The sequence below is a fragment of the Robertmurraya siralis genome (genome assembly GCF_005502275.1).
GTDB lineage: Bacteria > Bacillota > Bacilli > Bacillales > Cytobacillaceae > Robertmurraya > Robertmurraya siralis.
Window position 1 is genome coordinate 40,152 of the sequence record NZ_SWLZ01000013.1, and the last position, 18,523, is coordinate 58,674.

At 37.6% G+C, this 18,523-nt stretch carries 21 protein-coding genes; 7 read left to right on the top strand and 14 right to left on the bottom strand.

The window, feature by feature from the left end:
* Window positions 1-81: 81 nt before the first annotated feature.
* Window positions 82-273 carry a hypothetical protein gene (locus FCJ93_RS15015; protein WP_137744056.1) on the top strand — a complete coding sequence of 64 codons (192 nt, stop codon included), beginning with the start codon at window positions 82-84 and terminating at the stop codon, window positions 271-273.
* A gap of 338 nt (window positions 274-611) precedes the next feature.
* Here FCJ93_RS15015 and FCJ93_RS15020 read toward each other — a convergent pair whose 3' ends face one another.
* The 5 genes from FCJ93_RS15020 to FCJ93_RS15040 all read right to left on the bottom strand — a co-directional run bounded on the left by FCJ93_RS15020 (window position 612) and on the right by FCJ93_RS15040 (window position 5,207).
* The gene (locus tag FCJ93_RS15020; protein ID WP_137744057.1) at window positions 612-977 is read right to left on the bottom strand and encodes a YybH family protein; all 366 of its coding nucleotides are present in this window, start codon (window positions 975-977) and stop codon (window positions 612-614) included.
* Window positions 978-1,005: 28 nt separating this feature from the next.
* A complete protein-coding gene (locus FCJ93_RS15025; RefSeq protein WP_137744058.1) occupies window positions 1,006-1,260 on the bottom strand; it encodes a hypothetical protein in 255 nt (84 codons plus the stop codon).
* Window positions 1,261-1,956: 696 nt separating this feature from the next.
* A complete protein-coding gene (locus tag FCJ93_RS15030; RefSeq protein WP_137744059.1) occupies window positions 1,957-3,012 on the bottom strand; it encodes a DUF1835 domain-containing protein in 1,056 nt (351 codons plus the stop codon).
* Window positions 3,013-3,030: 18 nt separating this feature from the next.
* Window positions 3,031-4,032, bottom strand: a complete 1,002-nt coding sequence (locus tag FCJ93_RS15035; RefSeq protein ID WP_137744086.1) for a glycosyltransferase — start codon at window positions 4,030-4,032, stop codon at window positions 3,031-3,033.
* 173 nt (window positions 4,033-4,205) lie between these two features.
* Window positions 4,206-5,207 (bottom strand): LLM class flavin-dependent oxidoreductase, encoded by a 1,002-nt coding sequence (locus FCJ93_RS15040; RefSeq protein WP_137744060.1) that lies wholly within the window; start codon window positions 5,205-5,207, stop codon window positions 4,206-4,208.
* 326 nt (window positions 5,208-5,533) lie between these two features.
* Here FCJ93_RS15040 and FCJ93_RS15045 point away from each other — a divergent pair, with 326 nt between their 5' ends.
* Window positions 5,534-6,340 carry a S1C family serine protease gene (locus tag FCJ93_RS15045; protein ID WP_137744061.1) on the top strand — a complete coding sequence of 269 codons (807 nt, stop codon included), beginning with the start codon at window positions 5,534-5,536 and terminating at the stop codon, window positions 6,338-6,340.
* A gap of 280 nt (window positions 6,341-6,620) precedes the next feature.
* Here the strand turns inward: FCJ93_RS15045 and FCJ93_RS15050 are convergent, their stop codons facing one another.
* The 6 genes from FCJ93_RS15050 to FCJ93_RS15075 form a co-directional block, all read right to left on the bottom strand.
* Complete coding sequence (locus FCJ93_RS15050) at window positions 6,621-6,860, bottom strand: hypothetical protein (protein ID WP_137744062.1); 240 nt, start codon at window positions 6,858-6,860, stop codon at window positions 6,621-6,623.
* A gap of 865 nt (window positions 6,861-7,725) precedes the next feature.
* Window positions 7,726-8,235, bottom strand: a complete 510-nt coding sequence (locus FCJ93_RS15055) for a hypothetical protein (RefSeq protein WP_095306139.1) — start codon at window positions 8,233-8,235, stop codon at window positions 7,726-7,728.
* The gene (locus FCJ93_RS15060) at window positions 8,225-8,605 is read right to left on the bottom strand and encodes a hypothetical protein (protein WP_095306140.1); all 381 of its coding nucleotides are present in this window, start codon (window positions 8,603-8,605) and stop codon (window positions 8,225-8,227) included. Before FCJ93_RS15060 ends, FCJ93_RS15055 begins: the two co-directional genes overlap by 11 nt.
* A 382-nt stretch (window positions 8,606-8,987) precedes the next feature.
* On the bottom strand, window positions 8,988-10,133 hold the full coding sequence (locus FCJ93_RS15065; protein ID WP_095306141.1) for a zinc-dependent alcohol dehydrogenase: 1,146 nt from the start codon (window positions 10,131-10,133) through the stop codon (window positions 8,988-8,990).
* A gap of 24 nt (window positions 10,134-10,157) precedes the next feature.
* Entirely contained in the window at window positions 10,158-10,520 is a 363-nt protein-coding gene (locus FCJ93_RS15070) for a spore coat protein (RefSeq protein WP_095306142.1), read from the bottom strand.
* Window positions 10,521-10,534: 14 nt separating this feature from the next.
* Entirely contained in the window at window positions 10,535-10,756 is a 222-nt protein-coding gene (locus tag FCJ93_RS15075) for a spore coat protein (protein ID WP_095306143.1), read from the bottom strand.
* A gap of 147 nt (window positions 10,757-10,903) precedes the next feature.
* Here FCJ93_RS15075 and FCJ93_RS15080 point away from each other — a divergent pair, with 147 nt between their 5' ends.
* The 4 genes from FCJ93_RS15080 to speE all read left to right on the top strand — a co-directional run bounded on the left by FCJ93_RS15080 (window position 10,904) and on the right by speE (window position 13,075).
* Window positions 10,904-11,113, top strand: coding sequence for a hypothetical protein (locus FCJ93_RS15080; RefSeq protein ID WP_095306144.1), 210 nt, complete (start codon window positions 10,904-10,906; stop codon window positions 11,111-11,113).
* Window positions 11,106-11,414, top strand: a complete 309-nt coding sequence (locus FCJ93_RS15085; RefSeq protein ID WP_095306145.1) for a spore coat protein — start codon at window positions 11,106-11,108, stop codon at window positions 11,412-11,414. Before FCJ93_RS15080 ends, FCJ93_RS15085 begins: the two co-directional genes overlap by 8 nt.
* Before the next feature lie 466 nt (window positions 11,415-11,880).
* On the top strand, window positions 11,881-12,144 hold the full coding sequence (locus FCJ93_RS15090) for a DUF1292 domain-containing protein (protein WP_095306146.1): 264 nt from the start codon (window positions 11,881-11,883) through the stop codon (window positions 12,142-12,144).
* A 61-nt stretch (window positions 12,145-12,205) separates the two neighbouring features.
* Window positions 12,206-13,075 carry a polyamine aminopropyltransferase gene (speE, locus tag FCJ93_RS15095; RefSeq protein WP_095306147.1) on the top strand — a complete coding sequence of 290 codons (870 nt, stop codon included), beginning with the start codon at window positions 12,206-12,208 and terminating at the stop codon, window positions 13,073-13,075.
* Window positions 13,076-13,089: 14 nt separating this feature from the next.
* Here speE and FCJ93_RS15100 read toward each other — a convergent pair whose 3' ends face one another.
* Window positions 13,090-14,271, bottom strand: coding sequence for a CapA family protein (locus tag FCJ93_RS15100; RefSeq protein WP_095306148.1), 1,182 nt, complete (start codon window positions 14,269-14,271; stop codon window positions 13,090-13,092).
* 181 nt (window positions 14,272-14,452) lie between these two features.
* Entirely contained in the window at window positions 14,453-15,472 is a 1,020-nt protein-coding gene (locus FCJ93_RS15105; RefSeq protein WP_095306149.1) for a zinc-binding dehydrogenase, read from the bottom strand.
* A 350-nt stretch (window positions 15,473-15,822) separates the two neighbouring features.
* Between FCJ93_RS15105 and FCJ93_RS15110 the strand changes: the two genes are divergently transcribed.
* Window positions 15,823-16,560, top strand: coding sequence for a hypothetical protein (locus FCJ93_RS15110; RefSeq protein ID WP_137744063.1), 738 nt, complete (start codon window positions 15,823-15,825; stop codon window positions 16,558-16,560).
* Between the two features lie 28 nt (window positions 16,561-16,588).
* On the opposite strand, the gene FCJ93_RS15115 is transcribed toward FCJ93_RS15110, so the two are convergent.
* Entirely contained in the window at window positions 16,589-18,487 is a 1,899-nt protein-coding gene (locus FCJ93_RS15115; protein ID WP_095306151.1) for a terpene cyclase/mutase family protein, read from the bottom strand.
* Window positions 18,488-18,523 lie beyond the last annotated feature (36 nt).

Below are 18,523 nucleotides of genomic sequence, written 5' to 3' on the forward strand. Positions count from 1 at the left end.
TTTCCTCCTCATTTATTATAAAATTCAGATAAAGAAATCTTTAGTTCCTTTTGAGCTGGGACAAGATTGGAGGGTTTCAATATGTTTGAATTATCCGCTGTTGACATGATCTTATCACTCTTATCTATCTGGGTGATTTTCTTTATCTTTCATAGACTTCTTCACCGCTATTCCCAACAGAACAAAAAGTGGCCACAAGATCTCGTAATTACATTGCTACAATCTTTACTCGTCTTCTTCATCATTATCCCACTTATTCATTATTTTCAATAAGCCAACCTTCTAACTTGAGATACGTAGATAAATAGAGGAACATATCCCCTTCATTTCTCTAAGCTCACATAATCACTAATCTTGACTAAAGCGATCGAATTTTGAGTAGCGAAATCGGTTAAATGGGAACATATATGATCAGGTAGGAAACGAATGATACGAAGATTAAAACCTTTTTTGGTTTGAATAGTTGCATCTTTTTGTCTCCAACCAACACGAATTAATTGTACCTTATTAATTTGAGTGTGACATACACTTTAATTTCCTATTGTCATAAGCCCGTGACTTAAGATGAAGCACTAAAGAAGCTCTTGATGTTAGTTCCATCTTATCGTTTCTCACAAACTACTTAAATGCTCATGGATCAGCTTCCACTGATCATGTTCATCCTTGATAAAGACATTTGTTGCACGACCGCTTCCTTTCACGAATTTCCCATTTAAGTAGCCCTCATAATGATATTGATAAAGGCAGGTTGCGCTGTGATCATTCACAGAAATCCATTTGACATCATTGGCAGAATAGACCTCCTCCTTGATCAGCTCCCACGCATTTTCGAAATAAGCCCTAATTTCTTCCATGGTAGTGCATGTTTTATCTGTAAACCAATAAACAGCTTCAGGATGCAAAAGCTTTTTTACATTGGCAAAATCATGCGTATTCGTCGCTGTAATATATTGTTTTAATGCATCTACATAATTCATCTTGAACACCCCTTTTTATTTAGCTTTGTTAAACAATATGGTACGCTTCCCCTAGTAAATATCCTCTAGTAATTAATATACAGATAGTAACAAAGATTGGCAATTGCAGCACAATAAGCGAAATGTAATGTTTACAAATATTCGAAACCACAATGGCTAAAAGAGCAAAGCTGAGTACTAGCACATACGTAAGTATGATCGTCATCATGATTAATTTTTGAAACGTTAAATCATACCAATATATACTTCCCATAAATGAATTGATTCCATTATTTAAAAACATCGCTACCTCATTTGTGGAGTAGATACTGTAATAAACTGAAACTAGAATAGTTGTAATCACAAAAGCTGAAGCATTCCTGCTGCTACTTTCGATCGAAAAAGCCGTCTCCCTGTTTTAGAGGTGTATTGTAAGGCAATCAAATTGTTTTTATAATCCTTTATAAAAATGGGAGAAATTTTTCATTTAAACAATGTCGCTAACACTATTTTCCAGTATAATAGTTATAAATGGGATTTTGCGATTGAAAGGAATAAAAATGATGCTAAAATGTTGGTTGGAGGTGTAATGATGGCGAAAACACTTTATGTAGCAACGACGCTCATTGCATTAGGTTTTATTTTATATTTTTACGGTATCATTCCTTTTGTAGTTATTATTTCTATATTTCTTATCCTTTTCGCACCTGTTATTTATTTCATTTCTAAAAACAAGAACACAAGTTCTAATATAAGGAAATAATCGAAAGTCTTCTAGATGACTAAAGTCCACTATGAAAGCCAGAAAATATACATAGTGGACTCATTCTTTTTAGACACATTTATTTGATTAAAAAGTTTACTAGCTCTTAACTTTACGACCTGAAAATGAGTTTAGTCCACTTCTTCTTCCATTTTTAAATGAATTAGTTGCCAAACCATTTGAAGCAACGCATGTAAAAAACGTTACCTTAGACGACCATATCCTATTCAAGAAAATTCACCGCAGCATCACACTATAATGCCTCATCGATTTCGGAATCCCTTTTAACGCAAGTTGTCCACTATAAATTAAATAGCGAAGCCGATATTCTAAATAAAATAGATTAATGTTGACTCCTAATTCATCTACCATATTTCCCAACAACAATCCTGCATTTATAAAATCCTTCTTCTCTTGATCATCATGAAGCTTTTGCAGCATCTTCATCAAATGCTGATCATAATAGTTTTCAGGAACGTGCCTAATTTCATCATTTTTCCACAGATGAAGCACTCCTTTTGACTCCGTAAGGCGATTCCACTCTTCCTGTAAGAAATGCCGCTCTGCAAAGGTTAAAGGTGCATTACCGTTATTCTCTGCAAATATTGCTTGCAAAGACTCCGGCTCCAGTTGTGATATATGGAGCTGTTGATTCGAATGAATCAGAATGATGTCGTTTTCCTTTTTGTTTAATAGCTTCAGAAAATAGCGCAAACATATTTGTTCCTCAATATTATTGCTATACCATATGTAAAGAGGAGCCTCGGCTGGAATATCTTCAATCTCTCTTAACGTATTCTTTACTTTTTCTTCAAGTTCAAAATCTTCATCCTCATAATTAATATTTTCCCTTAGCCATTCAAATCGCGCTGCATGTCCCCTCGCTTCATTCAATTTCCACAGTGGTCCAATCGCCAAGAAATCAGGGAAACCAATCACTTTTTTCGGACTCTGTAATGAATATTTTAATGCTCCAGCTCCCGATTCAGATGAAACAAGATGATATGGGTACAAATCCTTCGCTGGATCGCGATATTTTTGGATATAGAGATTGATTGCTTGAACGACATGGTGTAAATCATCCATACTGACGAAATATCCGCGTCCTTGAATGGGCTCTACCTCGAAATGGTTAAATTCCGCAAAAGAATTGCACAACTTATATGTACTCCAATCACCACCTTGATGCATATTAGAAATGGTTATATAATCGTTTGTTTCAATTTTATAAACAAAAACGATATCAGGCTCACGATGAAAATATATATACGGATATTCAGCTCTTGAATGCATCTCAATCACTCCTAGCACTTAGTCTTTTAACCATTCGCTAAAGAACTTGCGATATCCTTCTTTCATGACGGTGCTGGAAAAAGCATCAAAGGCATAGTCTCGATTTCCTGTTGATGTCTTAAGCGGCAGTGCTGCTGCCATATTGACTAACTCAAACCAATTTTTCTCATTTCCTGAGAAAGAGTGCTTGGCACTTATATGATCATAACAGGGGTGCTCTGGCTTCACAACGATTTTTCCCATCGCTAAGCTTTCAGTTAAAGGCATGGCAAACGTATCAAATTTCGAACTGTTCCAATAAACTTTAGCAGAATTCATCAATGTAAAAACCTCATCCTGTGTTAATGCGAATTGTAATTTAACATTACTTGGAATATCATATTTCTTCATCGTATTTCGGTATCTCTCGCCACCAAAAACCATAAATACTTCTTTATCTGGATTGTTACGGGCATAATCAATGACTAAATCCGGGCGGCGATTTTCTTCGTCTCTTCCAATCCATAAAATTCGATTATCAACGACTAAACTCGGATCATAATATTGATTGGCCAGCTCTTCATTAAAACCTATCGGAATGACTGAGACATCCTCAACACCAAAATTGCGCGACATTTCCCTTTTTAAAAACTCAGTTTGAACAATTGCCTTGTCGACCATTTGATAAAACGGCTTCATCATTTCATACCCCGTTAAAGCAGGATCAGGAAAGCTATGGGGAAAAAGTACACTATTTTTTAAAAACATCTTTAAATAAGTAAAACCAGAAACAGTGTAAATAACATGTTCAATCTTATGCGAATTAATTTGCTCAAGAACAATATCATAATTGACGAGATCACCTTTTTCATGCTCATAGCCTGGAATCCAATCGTATCCGCTAACATGTCTTTGCGGTGAAATAAAAACAATTTCTACACCCAGTTCAGCGCTCAGCGCTTGAAGTCTTTCGGCAAAAATCCTCGGTCCCTGCGCTTCAGTAAATTGGATTTTTCTCATGACTAACCCTACTTTTGTCAACTTAAAAAACACCTCTTTTTTCAATTTAAACAATAAAACCTTCCTCAGTATTGAACAGGAAGGTTGCACCATAACTACAGCTACTTATAGAAATAAACTTGTAGATACTGATTTTTGCCAGCATTATAAACAGGAGAAAAGAGCGAATCTTCCCCCTGTTTTTTAAGAGCAGCTTATTTCCCTGAAACCACTTCTTTTAAAATTTCATAAGAGCGCTTTTGCTTCTCTGGGTCATAAATATAGGAGACAGCCATAAGTTCATCCACATTATACTTTTCTTGGAATGCTGTCAATTGTTCTTTAATGGACTGTTTACTCCCAATTAGTGTAACACTCGACATGGAGGTCGCCATTTGCTCCTCATGCGGGCTCCAAAGTCCATCCATCGTTTTAACTGGGGGACTTAAAGGCGTTTGGGTTCCTCGGACAACATTCAAGAAAAATTGCTGCATGGTCGTCGATTCAAATTTTGCTTCTTCATCACTTTCTGCTGCTATCACATTCAAACATACCATCATATAAGGTTTGTCCAAGTAGTTTGACGGTTGGAATCGATCTCTATATATCGATATCGCTTCCTCCATATATCTCGGTGCAAAATGGGAAGCAAACACGTATGGCAATCCTAATTTTGCTGCCAAATATGCCGAATCTGTAGACGAACCAAGAATGTAAATCGGAATATTTGTTGCAACACCTGGATACGCCTTTACATAGCCTTGATTTTCCAAAGGGCCAAAATACGTTAATAATGCTTGTACATCTTCTGGGAACGTAAAGACGGAATCGTTTTTTGATCTCCTCAAGGCACTGGCAGTCATCATGTCCGTTCCCGGTGCCCGACCTAATCCTAAATCCAAACGCCCTGGATAAATGGTTGCCATTGTTCCAAATTGCTCAGCAACAACTAACGGTGAGTGATTGGGAAGCATCACTCCACCGGAACCAACACGAATGCTTTTTGTATGCTCAAGGGTATGTTTAATGAGGATAGAAGTAGCCGAACTCACTAATGTTGGAGTATTATGGTGTTCAGCAATCCAGTATCTTGAATATCCGAGCTCTTCCGTTGCCTGGGCTAAGGAAACCATCGCTTCAATCGCCTCTTTTGCCCCCTGCCCCTTTCGAATAGGAGCTAGATTAAGCACAGATACAGGTACATTTATATTTGACATCGTTACGTTCCTTTCCTTTTGACTTTGCTAAACCATGCTTTTGCTAAAACCATTTTTGACTCATTTTTTGTAAACCTAAGGTTCGATAGAAGAAAATAAGTCATAAATCAACATCGACAAATAACAAAGCCTTTATTTTAAAAGTCCTTTCAGCATTCATTTCTTAGCTAAGCAGCGCTTAATGAAATGAATTTAGTTATATACTACCAATTGATGTTCCAGAAAGAAAATGAAATGCTTATTCTCGATTTTTCCCATATTTCTTTATTTAAATGAGGACTGTCTTTATACTAAAAGAAAAGACTCCTAAAAGCAGGAGGGTTTCAATGGACAGAGAGCAGAAGGAATCAATTGAAAAACAGGAGGAAGAGATAGATTGGGAGGAATTTTTTAACGAAGAAATAGATGAACAATGGGAAAAAGAAAAAACGCAAAGAAAAAAACGACGCTCGTTCATAATGAAGATCATCGGGAGCATTCTAGCCTTTACTTTACTAATCAGCACGTTACAAATATGGTTTAATATCGTCAATATTCCGGCGATCCGTTTCCTAGAAGTTTCTCAAAGACTATCTAAAACACCAGAAGTGAGTAAATATAAAAAATCAGTTGTAACGATTGAATGGGATGGCGCAAAGGGAACAGGCTTCAATATTGATGCTGATGGTCTGATTGTGACAAACAATCATGTAGTTGACCATACAGAGACCGTTCGAATTCATTTTAAGGAAGAAGGATCTTATCTTGGCAAAGTAATTGCCCGAAAGCCTGAACTAGATCTTGCTCTCGTAAAGATTGACGCGACAGACTTGCCTACTCTTTATGTATCTGACGAACCAAACTGGGAGACATTTATTGACGACAAAATCACTTTTATCGGCAACCCGCTCGCTTTTACGCAAATCGCTAATGAAGGGACGATCGTAGACAGTATACAGCTTCAAGATTGGGATGTACCAACGATGGCGATTGATGCGCCAATTTATAAAGGCAATAGCGGCAGTCCTGTTATCAATCAAGAAGGAGAAGTGATTGCTATTATATTTGCAACGATCTCCTCAGATGAACTCAATAAGCGTGTCGGCTTGGCGATTCCCTCCTATCACTTAAAAGAACTGCTGGAAGCTCGCTAGTTACCTGCATGTTGTATACCCTTAAAAAAAGGCTAATGTTGCTGGAAGTTTTCATAGGAATAGGGTTGGGTTTTTTGAACTAGTTGCGGATGCCAAATAAAGAGTGCAAGGGGATTGCTTTTCCACTCATTTTTTTACTAGATGATTTCACATCCGATTTGGAGTCGTAACATGTACCTACATGTAAATGGCAGGAATCCTCCAACAAAGCAAAGAGGAAATAACAATTGTTTTTTCCTCTTGCTTTTTGAATTAATATCTTTCTAGTTTGCATATCTAATTATGCGTATTTTATTCCAGCTTTCTTAATATTGTTTATATCCCCCGAACTACAAGGAGTAACAGCATATGTCATTCCGCATTTAGGGCAGTTCATAATCACTTTATTAAAAATAAATGTTTCTCCGCATTCACAGTTAATTTCATGGACGATTTTTGTCGCCTCTTGAGCTTTTCCCTTGCTCTTCACATGATCAACTACAGCTTTTCCATCCTTTAAACTTGAACATCCACAGCTCATATCGTAACCTCCATTATTAGATATAAGAAAAGAATAGCATAAAGAAGGAAAAATCATTGTGGCAAAGATCACATCTCATTATTATGATCCCTTTCATCGTTTTTCAAATTGATTCTGTTAGAGCGGCATACACAAATGATATCCTTGCATAATATTGCAGTCATTTTCACTTAAAAATAGTTATTGATTAACGATTACCAATTTGCGCAGCATTTATTTTTAAAAATAAAAATACCGCCAATTTAACAAAATTCACTTTAAATTTATGGGAAGAAAATTATCAAATGCTGAGGATATAAGATTTTTTTATTACAATTTTTTCCTGTTTTGACCTTTTGAAGAGCTTTAAATATTATTTTTCATGTACAAGCGGAAATACTATTGTCGATAAGCAAGAACACTCCTATTTTCTTTTTTTATTGAATCAGGTATAATAAAATTGCTTTAAAGTTATTAAAAAAACCGCTTAGTGCTGGTAACACTTAGCGGTCAATACAATAGTAGGTCCCTTTCAAGGGGGATCAGCATTTTCAGGATAATCCACCTAGGCCGGTCAGCTCAAGGGTGGGTTATTTTTTTTGGTTAAATGACAGGACAGCGATGATTAAGCTTGCAAAGGCACACGCAAACATCAATGCTTCAAATACCGTCACAGCATCACCCCCCTTCAATTGGGGATGTGCTGACCACCCTTGAGTTTCTTACTATTGCTTATCCATTATAACATAAAAAATGGAATATATGTTCTGTTTTCTTATGCATCTTTATTCCTGTTTTCAAGCTGAGGATGCTAGGAAATCTAATTATAAATTAAGTGCAACAAAAAAGTTGCACCTTTAAAAAGTGATAAAAAAATCACCATAAATTATTTAAAAATGATCTTCATTACTTCATCTAAAGTCATATTGCTATCCAATTCAAACGTTCCAGGCTTTAAGTCGTTAGAGAGTCCTCTTTTTTCAACTTCATCAAAAAACGTTCTTGCACTATCTATTATTTTCCCTTGAACTAGTGCATTGCCAACATCGATACTGGTCATACCTGGTGCAACATTAACGATTGTTCGATAGATTACATTTTCGCTTTCCTTCTGTTTAGCTTGATCTGCTTGCCCCTCTTTTTCTTTTTGCTCTTTCTGTACCTTTGCTTGAGCTTCTTGTTCCACAGTGGCGATTTGCTCATCCCACTCTGAATCAGTTAAGATAATATACCCTGCGGTTGATAGGCTTTCTTTCATCTCTTCTTCTGTGGGAGAATTTACTGTGGTTTGCTCATTTTTCCCAACAGGAGTTTTCTGAGAAAAATAAACGATTCCACAAATACCGGCACTGACGAGAAGACCAGCAGCAAAGCTATTAAGCAAATTAGCTTTCATTCGCATGCGCTCCCCTTCTCCCTTCACTTTTTGATGACATATATGGAGCGAGTAATTCTTCAACTTGAACCTGCTCAAGCTGAAGCTTCGTTGCAATACCCTCGATTGTATAGTTTCTCTTATATAAATCCAGTAATTCTCGTTGTAATTGTCGCTCTTCTTCACTGAGTCCTACTTTTTGTGAAAACACTTCATTTTCTAGAGCTAGATCTCGAATTTGGTTTTGGAGCTTATTAATTTCCTCCATCATCGACATGTAGACTGTGTCAATTTCACGCTGCTCATTCTTTGAAGCCTGCTTATTTTTGTACATTGAAAACATAAATAACAATGCTGCTGCGACAAATAGCCCAGTTAAAGCCCATTCCATCGATCTTAATCCTCCCTTAATAAAACTAATCTCGCCAAGATAACATTATACCTGCAAATGGGCAAGATTTCGATTAATTTCTACAAAATGCTTCAAAAGTCTAGAATAAGATAAATTGGAAAATGGGACTGAGCATGCTTGAGAACAAATAATGTCAAGTCTTTTAAAAATAACTAATGATTGCGCGTCTGCTTTTACTTGCTTATGCTATGAATCATTCAAAATGATGTTGTTTCTTGAAAAATGAAACAAAACATCAGTCTCAGAGACGTGTGAAGCCAATGATTTCCCGAAATAAGCCTTCATAAATAAGCATGGTAAAAAAATGCTGCAAATGGAAAAATAATCAGTAAAAAAGTAGTAGGGAGAATATCTCTCTCTACTACTCATGAGGCTTTAGAATGACTTTGATGCAGTGATCTGTTTTTGTATCAAAATACTCATAACCCTTTTTTGCCTGTTCAAGCGGAAGCTTATGGGTCACAATATCAGCTAAATTCACCTTCCCATCACTTACCAGCTGATATAGCTGAGGTATGATTGGGATTACATGTGCCTGCCCCATTTTTAATTCCACATTTCGTTGAAAAATATCCCCAAGTGGAAAAGCATTATAGCGCATCCCATATACTCCTGTCAGTTGAATAGTGCCACATTTTCTAACCGCCTGTGCCGCTGTTACAATCGCTCCCATCGAGCCGCCGTGTAATTTCATGCCTGTTGCAAGGAATTCAAGGGGAGTCATTTTCCCATCCATGCCAACACAATCAATGACTACGTCAGCACCTCCGTGAGTCATTTCTTTTAAATATTCGCCAATATGCTGATCTTCCGTTTCAAAATTAACAATTTCGACGTTATTCGTTTTTTTAGCATGCTGCAATCGATAATCAATATAGTCAACAGCAATTACCCGCTTTGCTCCTTTTAACCATGCAAACTTTTGCGCTAGCAAACCAATCGGTCCGCAGCCAAGAATGATCACCGTATCTCCTTCTTTAACACCGGCATTATCAACACTCCAGTAAGCAGTCGTTGCTGCGTCAGAGAGGAGAACTAATTGTTCATCTTCTACTTCGCAATCATCCGGCAATCGCCATGGGGTGAAGTTCCCATATGGAACTCGTAAATATTCCGCTTGTCCGCCTGCATACCCGCCTGTGTTTTCAGAATAGCCGAAATACGCGCCCATGTCTCCATGTGGATTAGCTTCATCACACTGACTCGTATAACCTTGGCTGCAATACCAGCAATGACCACAGCTTATATTAAAAGGAACGATAACTCGATCGCCTTTTTTTACATTTGTTACTTCAGGACCAACGTCTTCTACAATTCCCATTGGTTCATGGCCGATGATAAAATTTTCCGGCATATTAGCAACCATTCCGTGAATTAAATGGAGGTCTGAACCGCATATAGCCGAACTTGTTACTTTGACAATAATATCATCTGCCTTCTCTATCTTCGGATCGTTGACCTCTTTAACGGCTACGTCCTTTATTCCTTGATATGTAACAGCCTTCATTATTTTTCACCCCTTATATCTGTTTTATTTGAATGGAGTTGCAAATGTACCAAGCCGATCCGTATCACGGGGAAATAACTCCATTTCAGCGATCGCTAAAGCCATATCTGCCGCTTTAAGATCAAGCTCTATCTGCTTTCCAAGATCATGCGGATAGAGCCAGCCTTTTTCTAGCAAAAGTTGTACTGTTTCTTCATAAAGATCGATCGCCGCATCCAATTGTTTAAATAATGCTTCCCTTAAAGCACTGCTGGCTGTTTCCGTTAATGCTACCGCATAATAACGAATTCCTGTTTTAATCGTTAACAGAAAATCAAGCGCAACTGAAGAATCGGCCATTTTTGGCATTCCTTCTGCATACTTCGGATCTAAATAGTCTTCGTTCATTTTTTCACCTCATTTCATGTAAGCGTTGTACGTGCTCCTGCATAAAGTTCCTTCAATTCTTGAATCGCTTGCATCGATTGTTGAACATCTTTTTCCATTAAAGCTTTTAAATCATTATCAAAACACAGGCCTTGCATGAGCTTAGCTTTGACTAAACAAATCGTTTTAAAATTAAGTAATTCATGGGTCTCCATTGTTTCATGAAAAGCTAACACTTCCTTTGACTCACTGCCCATATTCTCACCCCCTACACATCGTTACTTTCCCCTGCAAAGAGCGACTTTAACATTCAAGTTTTTGGTAATTAATACCCATTAATGAATAATGAATAATTGCTCAAACAGAAATGCAATATTAGTAACAAGATAGAAAGGAGACAGACGATGACCAAATATTTAGCTCTGCATGAAACATTAGAAGTGCATGAACTTTTAGTTTTTAAAAATTTAACTCTGACAAAATCAGCAACAATGAATAAGCTTGTTCAAGATCCTGAATTAAAAGCCATTCTTACCCAGGAAGTGACGGCGGGAACGGCATTTATTAGCAAACTGCAGGCTTATTTAACAGATAGGAGCGAAAGAAATGAATAATTTCATGAAAACAGTAATGGGGATGGGCGCAATGACTGATAAAGTGATTGCGACAGATTTCCTTGTTTCAACAAAAGCTGGGATTCGGAACCTGGCCTTCGCGATAACAGAAACAACAACGCCAGAATTGCGGGCAGGACTTCGGGAAGAGTTAAGAAATGCAGTCATAACACATGAGCAAATAACGAATTTTATGATTGAGAGAGGCATTTATCACCCCTATGACTTAAGTGAACAACTCCAGGTTGATTTACAAATTACTGAGACAGCATTAAAGCTCTCTGAAAGCGCTCAAAAATAAAACCGCTTCTCCTGATGCCTTTACTTATGACAAAGATTATGAAGCTACAAGACATATGTACAACAGTGAAAGGATAGACACAAGATTAAAATCGCTGATTTTCGACGAAAGAAGCTGTGTCAAAATCAAACATTCCGACTTTGACACAGCTTTAGCTAGTGTTCCTTAAGTATTGTATTTCACCGGCGGTTGAACGTTTAATTGTCCAGTTTTTTCATAACAATTTTGAACATCCGCAGAAAACATTTCCATATTTGGATAGATTTCGTCCACTGATCACTTTCCTCTTCTTCCATTATCTTCACAGTCTCCTTGCGATCTCCATCAATGTAGTAAAGGTCCCCGCTTTTTCCCTTGCCTATCAAATTTTCCAATCTTCCTTTCTAAACATATTTTTCATCATATCAAGAAAAAAAGACATAGTTCAAACATGTAATAATAATGTCGATGATTGGGAGGTGGAAAAATGGGTGATGAATTAAGAGATTATATTACAGTGGTAGAGGAAGATGGTTCTGAAATATTGTTTGCAGTAGAGGCTTTATTTGATATGAACGATAAAACTTATGCCCTTCTTAGGGCTGAACACGATCAAGAAGATACAATCGTCATGGAGGTACAAACAGACGATGACAACAACCAGTACTTAATCGGAATTAACGATCATGATGAAACTAAAAATGTGTTAGCTGCATATGAAATTGCCGTCGAAGCCAGCCCTGCTGATTAATTATTTGTCCTCGTATGATATACTTTCATGTATACATACTCAAATGGAGGATGATTATATAATGGGGTTTTTAGCGCAGAAATATTTAACTGAAAAGGATGGTCAATTATGGCTAACTGAAGATGAAAGAGAGAATTTGAAGATAAGTTACCGAATTAAAAATATTATCTTTGAAGAGCAGTCTCCCTTTCAAGACATTATGATTGCAGATTCCTATGATTTTGGAAAAATGCTTGTATTAGACGGTGTAGTGCAAACCACTTCAGTTGATGGTTATATTTATAACGAAATGATCTCCCATATTCCTCTTTGCATTCATCCTGATCCAAAAAAAGTTCTGATCATCGGTGGAGGCGATTGTGGCGTTGCTCGAGAGATTTGTCGCTACCACCAGGTGGAGCAAATAGAGATGGTAGAGATCGACGAAAGAGTTGTGTACGCAAGCAAAACATTTTTACCAGAAATATCTGGCCACTTAGAAGATGAGCGCGTTCATTTTTACTACGAGGATGGCGTTCATTTTATAAAGGAAAGGGCTGGAGAGTATGACGTCATCATCATTGATTCATCTGATCCTGTAGGACCTGCAACCGCCTTATTTGAGAAAGAATTTTACGAAAATATCGCTACTGCATTAAAGGATAATGGATTAATGGTTTGTCAAAGCCAGTCACCCATTTTTCATCCAGCGACGATGAAACAAAGCTACGAAAGAATCAGCGAAATTTTCCCTACCGCAATGTTATACACTGCTGTAGTTCCAACCTATCCAGGGGGGTTATGGAGCTTTACGATTGGTACGAAAAAATATCAGAAGCTTAACCCTGAAATTTGTCCTACAAAAGAAACACGCTACGTAAATAAATCGATTTTAAGCGCTTGTTTTTCATTGCCGCAGTTTTTGCAACAAGAACTAGAAAGAAAAAAATAGAACAGGTAGACTAGCTAGTCTACCTGTTCTTCCACTTCGTATTGAAGCCATTCCGAACCTTTTATACGATTTGAAACATCAATTATTTTTTGTTTGACACGTTCTTTCTCTTTCCCTTGTAGCATCGTCGGACGATAGTCATTACGGTTCGTTTGAGATGAGATAGAAAAAGGAACTATATTAATTTCTTTTTTATCCGTTAACTTGCCATTTTTTAAATGAAAGGTTTGCTGAAAAACAAATGTATCTTTATCACTTGGATTGCGATTTCCACCAAACATGAAGTTACCTAAGCTGTAGACGATAAATTTCCCATTATACTCTTCAATGCCTTGTACAACATGGGGATGATGGCCAAGCACTAAATCGGCTCCATTATCAATGGTAAAGCGAGCCAAAGTTTGCTGCGATTGGGTTGGCACATATTCTCTCTCAACTCCCCAATGAAAATGAATCAAGATAATTTCAACACCCTGCTCTCTCAATTCAGAAATATCCTTTGCAATACGACTGCGAATTTCTGTCGTATCCGCCCAGCCTTCATAGCCTAGTGCCCCTACTTTCACATCTTTAATGGTCGTGACGAATTTATGTTCATACCCAAAATAACCGATATTCTCATTTTTCAATGTAGTGATTGTGTCCTCGTAGCCTTGCTGCAAATAATCATGAATATGATTATTTGCAAGATTTACTGCTTCAATTCCAGCTAGAGTAAGGATTTTTACATAGGAGGGATCTCCTTTAAAGCGAAATTTTTTCTCAGCTTTTTTTGTAGCATTTGTTAACGTCGTTTCTAAATTTACGGTTGAAAAGTCATCATTTTTAAAAATATCATTCAATCCACCGACAAAATGAGAGAGGCCATTTTGATCGGCCTCATGAACAAATGTCCCATGATAACCAAATGATTCATCTGTACCGAGCGTAAAATCCCCTGCTGCACTAATTTTAATCGTTGTCTCTACAATTGGCTCCTCCTTCGACAGAGGCTGCTTATTTGATTGCGGAATACTACCATTGGCTCCTATTTCTCTTACTACCCCTTTTTCTGATGTACGCTCATCTTCTTTCGCTAAAAACGAAGAGAAAAAAAAGCCGCCAACAACGATGAGAATGATAAAAGCTATATAATAAGGTGCAAACCTTATTTTAGAACGCTTTTTCTCCTTGTTTCTCTCTTTTCTGCTTGTCATTTTAACAATTTCCCCTTTTTTATGTCTTGTTTTAATCAGCTTTATACAAATCGAGTTTGTTCACATAAACTTTAACACATACATTCTACCACCCAAACAAGTGCATAAAAAGAAAGAAATGATAAAATTTCAAAAATTCTCCATTGCTGCAAGATACGAGCTCGGAATGAATTCCTTTAAATCACTGGGGAATTTCTAATACAATTTTTCCAAAATGGCCGCCTGCTTCCATTTGCTCATGAGCTTCCTCTACTTTTTCCAGTGGATAGACCTCACTGACAACCGGCTTCAGCTTATGCTCGTTAAAAAGATTCAGCATCCCGATAAATTCATTACGGTTCCCCATTGTTGTCCCCATAATTGTCAGTTGTTTAAAAAAGATGCGCGGCATGAGAAGATGATTTACAGGACCTAGTGTAGCACCAAAGGAAACGATTTTACTTCCCAATTTGGCTAAATGGATCAGATCCTTCAATGTTTCCCCTCCAATGGAATCAATCGCAAGGTCTGCACCTCCTGATATAATTGACAATTGTTTAACCCAGTCGTCTTGTCGATAATTCACGCCTCCTGTAGCGCCGAGCTTCATTGCCTTATTGATTTTTTCATCGCTGCTGGATGTTACATAAACATGTGCCCCTAAGGCAGATGCAATTTGTAATGCCAATGTGGCCACTCCACCCCCAATGCCAGGAATAATGACCGTTTCGCCCGCTTTCACCTTTCCCTTCGTTACGGCCGCTCGATATGCAGTAAGTCCACCTAACGGCAAAGCTGCTGCCTCTTCCCATGTTAGATGCTTAGGCTTTGGAAATACATTTTCCACCGGAATTTTTATATATTGGGCGTATGTACCATTGATTGGAACTCCTAAAACAGAAAAATTTGCATCTGGATAATCAGGATTTTCACCCCAACCAATGCTAGGGTTGATCACCACTTCATCTCCTATCTCAACCCCTGTAACATCTGTACCAATCTCAGCAACAACTCCCGCCCCATCTGAACCAGGAATAGAGGGAACACGAATTCCCGGGTAAAGACCTTGACGGATAAAGACATCTCTTCGATTCAATGCAGCTGTTTTTAAACGGACAACAACTTCACCAGCTCCAGCTTTCGGAGTCTCTACTTCTTCATAATACAGCTTTGCAGTACCTGTACCAGGTTTGATCTTATCTTTTAATACAAATGCTTTCACCGTGATCTCTCCTTTTTATTAATCTAATCATAATCGTAACATAATTGATAAAGATAAGGATGAAAATTGAAAGCCCTTACTAAGACAATATTATGAAATGATGCGTATTTTTTGTATAGCTTTTTTAAACAATATATCTTTTAAAAGAAACAGACTACTTTGTCCGTCATATTTTCCAAATGTTTATAACATATATTCCGGTTAACGGCTTTAAACATTTTCTAGTTTGTGAATTTTTTCCCCCACAAGCTAAATCCTTTGATTTGAATCATTAGAAGTTCATGATAATCTATTTATATGGAAATTGCTTAAAAAGCCAAATGAAGATTTCATATAGGGATGTGTTATTAATGACCACTTTATTACCGCCAAAAGGAGAATTTCAAACCTTTGCAGATGATGCTCATTATACTGAAAAAGTGAAGGAATGGGGACTGTCAACGACAAAAGAAGTGAAGAGAGAATTTTGGTATAAGACTAGTGAACAAAAATGCAAAGTGACGATAAAGGGCTATGAGATCTATGGCAATAATGAAGATTACAATACCATTGTGATCGAATTTGAAGATGGCGCTTTAAGTTGCATTCATCCGGCCTATTTAAAAGAGATGCAATCTCCAAGCTTTACAAGATCGATAACTGCTGATTCTGAAAAACCGGTCGCTGTTTCAAAGAAGGAAACTAAATCACCAAGCAGTAAAAAAACGATAGCAGCAAATGAAAAAACACCTCAGAAGGAAAAGATATCAACTAAAAAAATCGATCTTCCGTCAGAAAAGGTGCATTTCACAGCAGAGGTGCAACAATTTTCCTATAGCTGGAACCATTTTAATGAAGAAAATGATGAGGTTGTCATCTTGAAAAACGTCTGCATCGAGGAAGAACCGGTGATCGAAATTGGACTAGCTTGGTGCAGCCACTCGAAAACATTAAAAAAATTCGAACTCTCTCCAGGAGATAAGCTCGAATTTGCTGGAAAAATCGTCAAAAAGAAACTCTCAAATGGAAAAGATGTTGAAGAACTATATCTTGTTTCTGAACCAGTTCCATATAAGATAAACAACCCATCAAAAATCGTCAAAAGTTAATCTCACTTCAGGTCATAAAAACATGTCATCATATGTTTTTATGACCTGAAGCCATATACTTATTTTTATAATGACTAAGCGCAAGCAGAGGATAAATGTAACGGTAGCTGTGATAGTGAATATAAAAATCGCCTGCCATGCCCTGTCCCTTCGGGTATGCCGTTGTCCAGTCTTCACGATCCAAATGAGTAAGTAAGAAATCAATCCCTTTATCAATAGCTTTCATCGGTCGCTCCGAAGCAGCGATAAGGGCATCAACTGCCCAAGCTGTGTGGGTAAGAGTGCTCACAAGTGGAACAAATTTGCCTGCACTGTCGCTTTTACAAGATTCTCCCCAACCACCATCTTTATTTTGAATCCTTTTTAACCACTCGATCCCTTTACTAATCGCCGTATGCGACGGCAACACACCTACGGCTGTCAACCCAGTAATCGCTGCCCATGTACCATAAAGGTAGCAAATTCCCCAACGTCCATACCATGAGCCATCCTTTTCTTGATTTCTCAGAATCGAGCGAACCCCAGCTTGAATAGCAGGATGGGGTGCTTTTAAATTTGTAAAATCTCCTAAAAAATGAAGGGTTCGACCTGTTAAATCAGGCGAGGCAGGATCAGCCAAAATAAATTCCGCCTTCTCAATCGGCAACAGCTTTAAAAATGAACGGTTCGTATTTTTCTCAAATGCTGGCCAGCCCCCATCCTCATTTTGCATCGATAAGAGCCACAAAACGCCTCGATCCCATGCTTGACGATGGCTGAAATTGGTCGTTACAGAGCGTGCGAGCGCCCGCAAGGAAGCAGTCGTATCATCGACATCTGGATTAATCGTATTAATATTCGAAAATCCCCAACCTCCAGGAGAAGCGTTTGAATTATGAATGACCCAGTCTCCGTATAAGTGGTGCTGCTTCTGTATTAAATATTGGTTAGCCTTTACAACAACTTCGTCCTCGCTTGAAATACCTGCCTCTTGCAGTGCGTAGCTAATTAAGGAAGTGTTCCATACGGAAGCGGTTGTATACTGCATATGGGTATATCCATTAATCGTTGTTCTCATGCCCTTTAGTCCGTTCACAGCTCGCTTGATAATGGGTTGAAGACGTTTATCATTAAACGTAATTAACGCAAAGATCATCAAAAATGTTGAACTGAAATAGCTATAAAAAGTCCCATCTTTTTCTATATGGGCAAGCATATATTGTTTCCCTTTTGTTCGGGCCCGTTTTTTTAACTGGCTTGGCAAGCCGACTATTTTTTCAAGTCCATCAGTAACAAGCGAAGTAAAGTCGCGCCATTCTTCCGAGTAATCTTCCGTTTCCTCCTCCTCTCGGAGAAACAACTCTGACAAATCCGGGCTTCTCTCTGTTTTTAAAATAAACTTTTGCTCCGCTAATATCATAATTGGCAATAAATTCGCACGACCAAAGACAGATAGCTGATAAAAATTGATAGGAAAAGAAGTTGGAAGAAGTATAAACTCCAACGGAATAGGAAAAAAATCAGGCCATTTATATTGACCAGTAATCGCCAGCATAATCTTTGTAAATAAATGAGCTTTATGCGCACCGCCGTTAGCAACTATAAATCTTCTAGCTGCCCTCAAACGTTTATCACTTTTTTCATAATAACCAGAATATAATAATGCATAATAGGCTTCCAATGTAGCAGTTAAATTGCCGTCTCCTTCTTCATCGTAAAATATTTTCCAGGCTCCGTTCTTTTCCTGCCTACTTAAAATCCTTTTCCCAAGCTCCTTGATTAAGTTTTCATCATCAATCTCCAATGATCTTAATAAAATAATCATATAGCAATCTGTTGAAATTCCTGTTTCAAATGGGTACTCCCATGATCCTGATTCCGATTGCTCTCGTTTGAGGATATTGACTAAATAATTAATCCCATCATGGACCTTATCTTTCAATCCCATCACTCCAATAGAGGAAGTCGTTTTCTATAATACATA

What these genes read in the sequence shown, in the direction of transcription:
- FCJ93_RS15100 (WP_095306148.1), bottom strand. Translation starts at nt 14,271, where the DNA reads ATGACAAGCAGAAAAGAGAGAAACAAGGAGAAAAAGCGTTCTAAAATA.
- FCJ93_RS15090 (WP_095306146.1), top strand. Translation starts at nt 11,881, where the DNA reads ATGGGTGATGAATTAAGAGATTATATTACAGTGGTAGAGGAAGATGGT.
- FCJ93_RS15040 (WP_137744060.1), bottom strand. Translation starts at nt 5,207, where the DNA reads ATGTCAAATATAAATGTACCTGTATCTGTGCTTAATCTAGCTCCTATT.
- FCJ93_RS15080 (WP_095306144.1), top strand. Translation starts at nt 10,904, where the DNA reads ATGACCAAATATTTAGCTCTGCATGAAACATTAGAAGTGCATGAACTT.
- FCJ93_RS15045 (WP_137744061.1), top strand. Translation starts at nt 5,534, where the DNA reads ATGGACAGAGAGCAGAAGGAATCAATTGAAAAACAGGAGGAAGAGATA.
- FCJ93_RS15115 (WP_095306151.1), bottom strand. Translation starts at nt 18,487, where the DNA reads ATGGGATTGAAAGATAAGGTCCATGATGGGATTAATTATTTAGTCAAT.
- FCJ93_RS15110 (WP_137744063.1), top strand. Translation starts at nt 15,823, where the DNA reads ATGACCACTTTATTACCGCCAAAAGGAGAATTTCAAACCTTTGCAGAT.
- speE (WP_095306147.1), top strand. Translation starts at nt 12,206, where the DNA reads ATGGGGTTTTTAGCGCAGAAATATTTAACTGAAAAGGATGGTCAATTA.
- FCJ93_RS15015 (WP_137744056.1), top strand. Translation starts at nt 82, where the DNA reads ATGTTTGAATTATCCGCTGTTGACATGATCTTATCACTCTTATCTATC.
- FCJ93_RS15065 (WP_095306141.1), bottom strand. Translation starts at nt 10,133, where the DNA reads ATGAAGGCTGTTACATATCAAGGAATAAAGGACGTAGCCGTTAAAGAG.
- FCJ93_RS15020 (WP_137744057.1), bottom strand. Translation starts at nt 977, where the DNA reads ATGAATTATGTAGATGCATTAAAACAATATATTACAGCGACGAATACG.
- FCJ93_RS15085 (WP_095306145.1), top strand. Translation starts at nt 11,106, where the DNA reads ATGAATAATTTCATGAAAACAGTAATGGGGATGGGCGCAATGACTGAT.
- FCJ93_RS15030 (WP_137744059.1), bottom strand. Translation starts at nt 3,012, where the DNA reads ATGCATTCAAGAGCTGAATATCCGTATATATATTTTCATCGTGAGCCT.
- FCJ93_RS15060 (WP_095306140.1), bottom strand. Translation starts at nt 8,605, where the DNA reads ATGGAATGGGCTTTAACTGGGCTATTTGTCGCAGCAGCATTGTTATTT.
- FCJ93_RS15055 (WP_095306139.1), bottom strand. Translation starts at nt 8,235, where the DNA reads ATGAAAGCTAATTTGCTTAATAGCTTTGCTGCTGGTCTTCTCGTCAGT.
- FCJ93_RS15075 (WP_095306143.1), bottom strand. Translation starts at nt 10,756, where the DNA reads ATGGGCAGTGAGTCAAAGGAAGTGTTAGCTTTTCATGAAACAATGGAG.
- FCJ93_RS15025 (WP_137744058.1), bottom strand. Translation starts at nt 1,260, where the DNA reads ATGTTTTTAAATAATGGAATCAATTCATTTATGGGAAGTATATATTGG.
- FCJ93_RS15070 (WP_095306142.1), bottom strand. Translation starts at nt 10,520, where the DNA reads ATGAACGAAGACTATTTAGATCCGAAGTATGCAGAAGGAATGCCAAAA.
- FCJ93_RS15050 (WP_137744062.1), bottom strand. Translation starts at nt 6,860, where the DNA reads ATGAGCTGTGGATGTTCAAGTTTAAAGGATGGAAAAGCTGTAGTTGAT.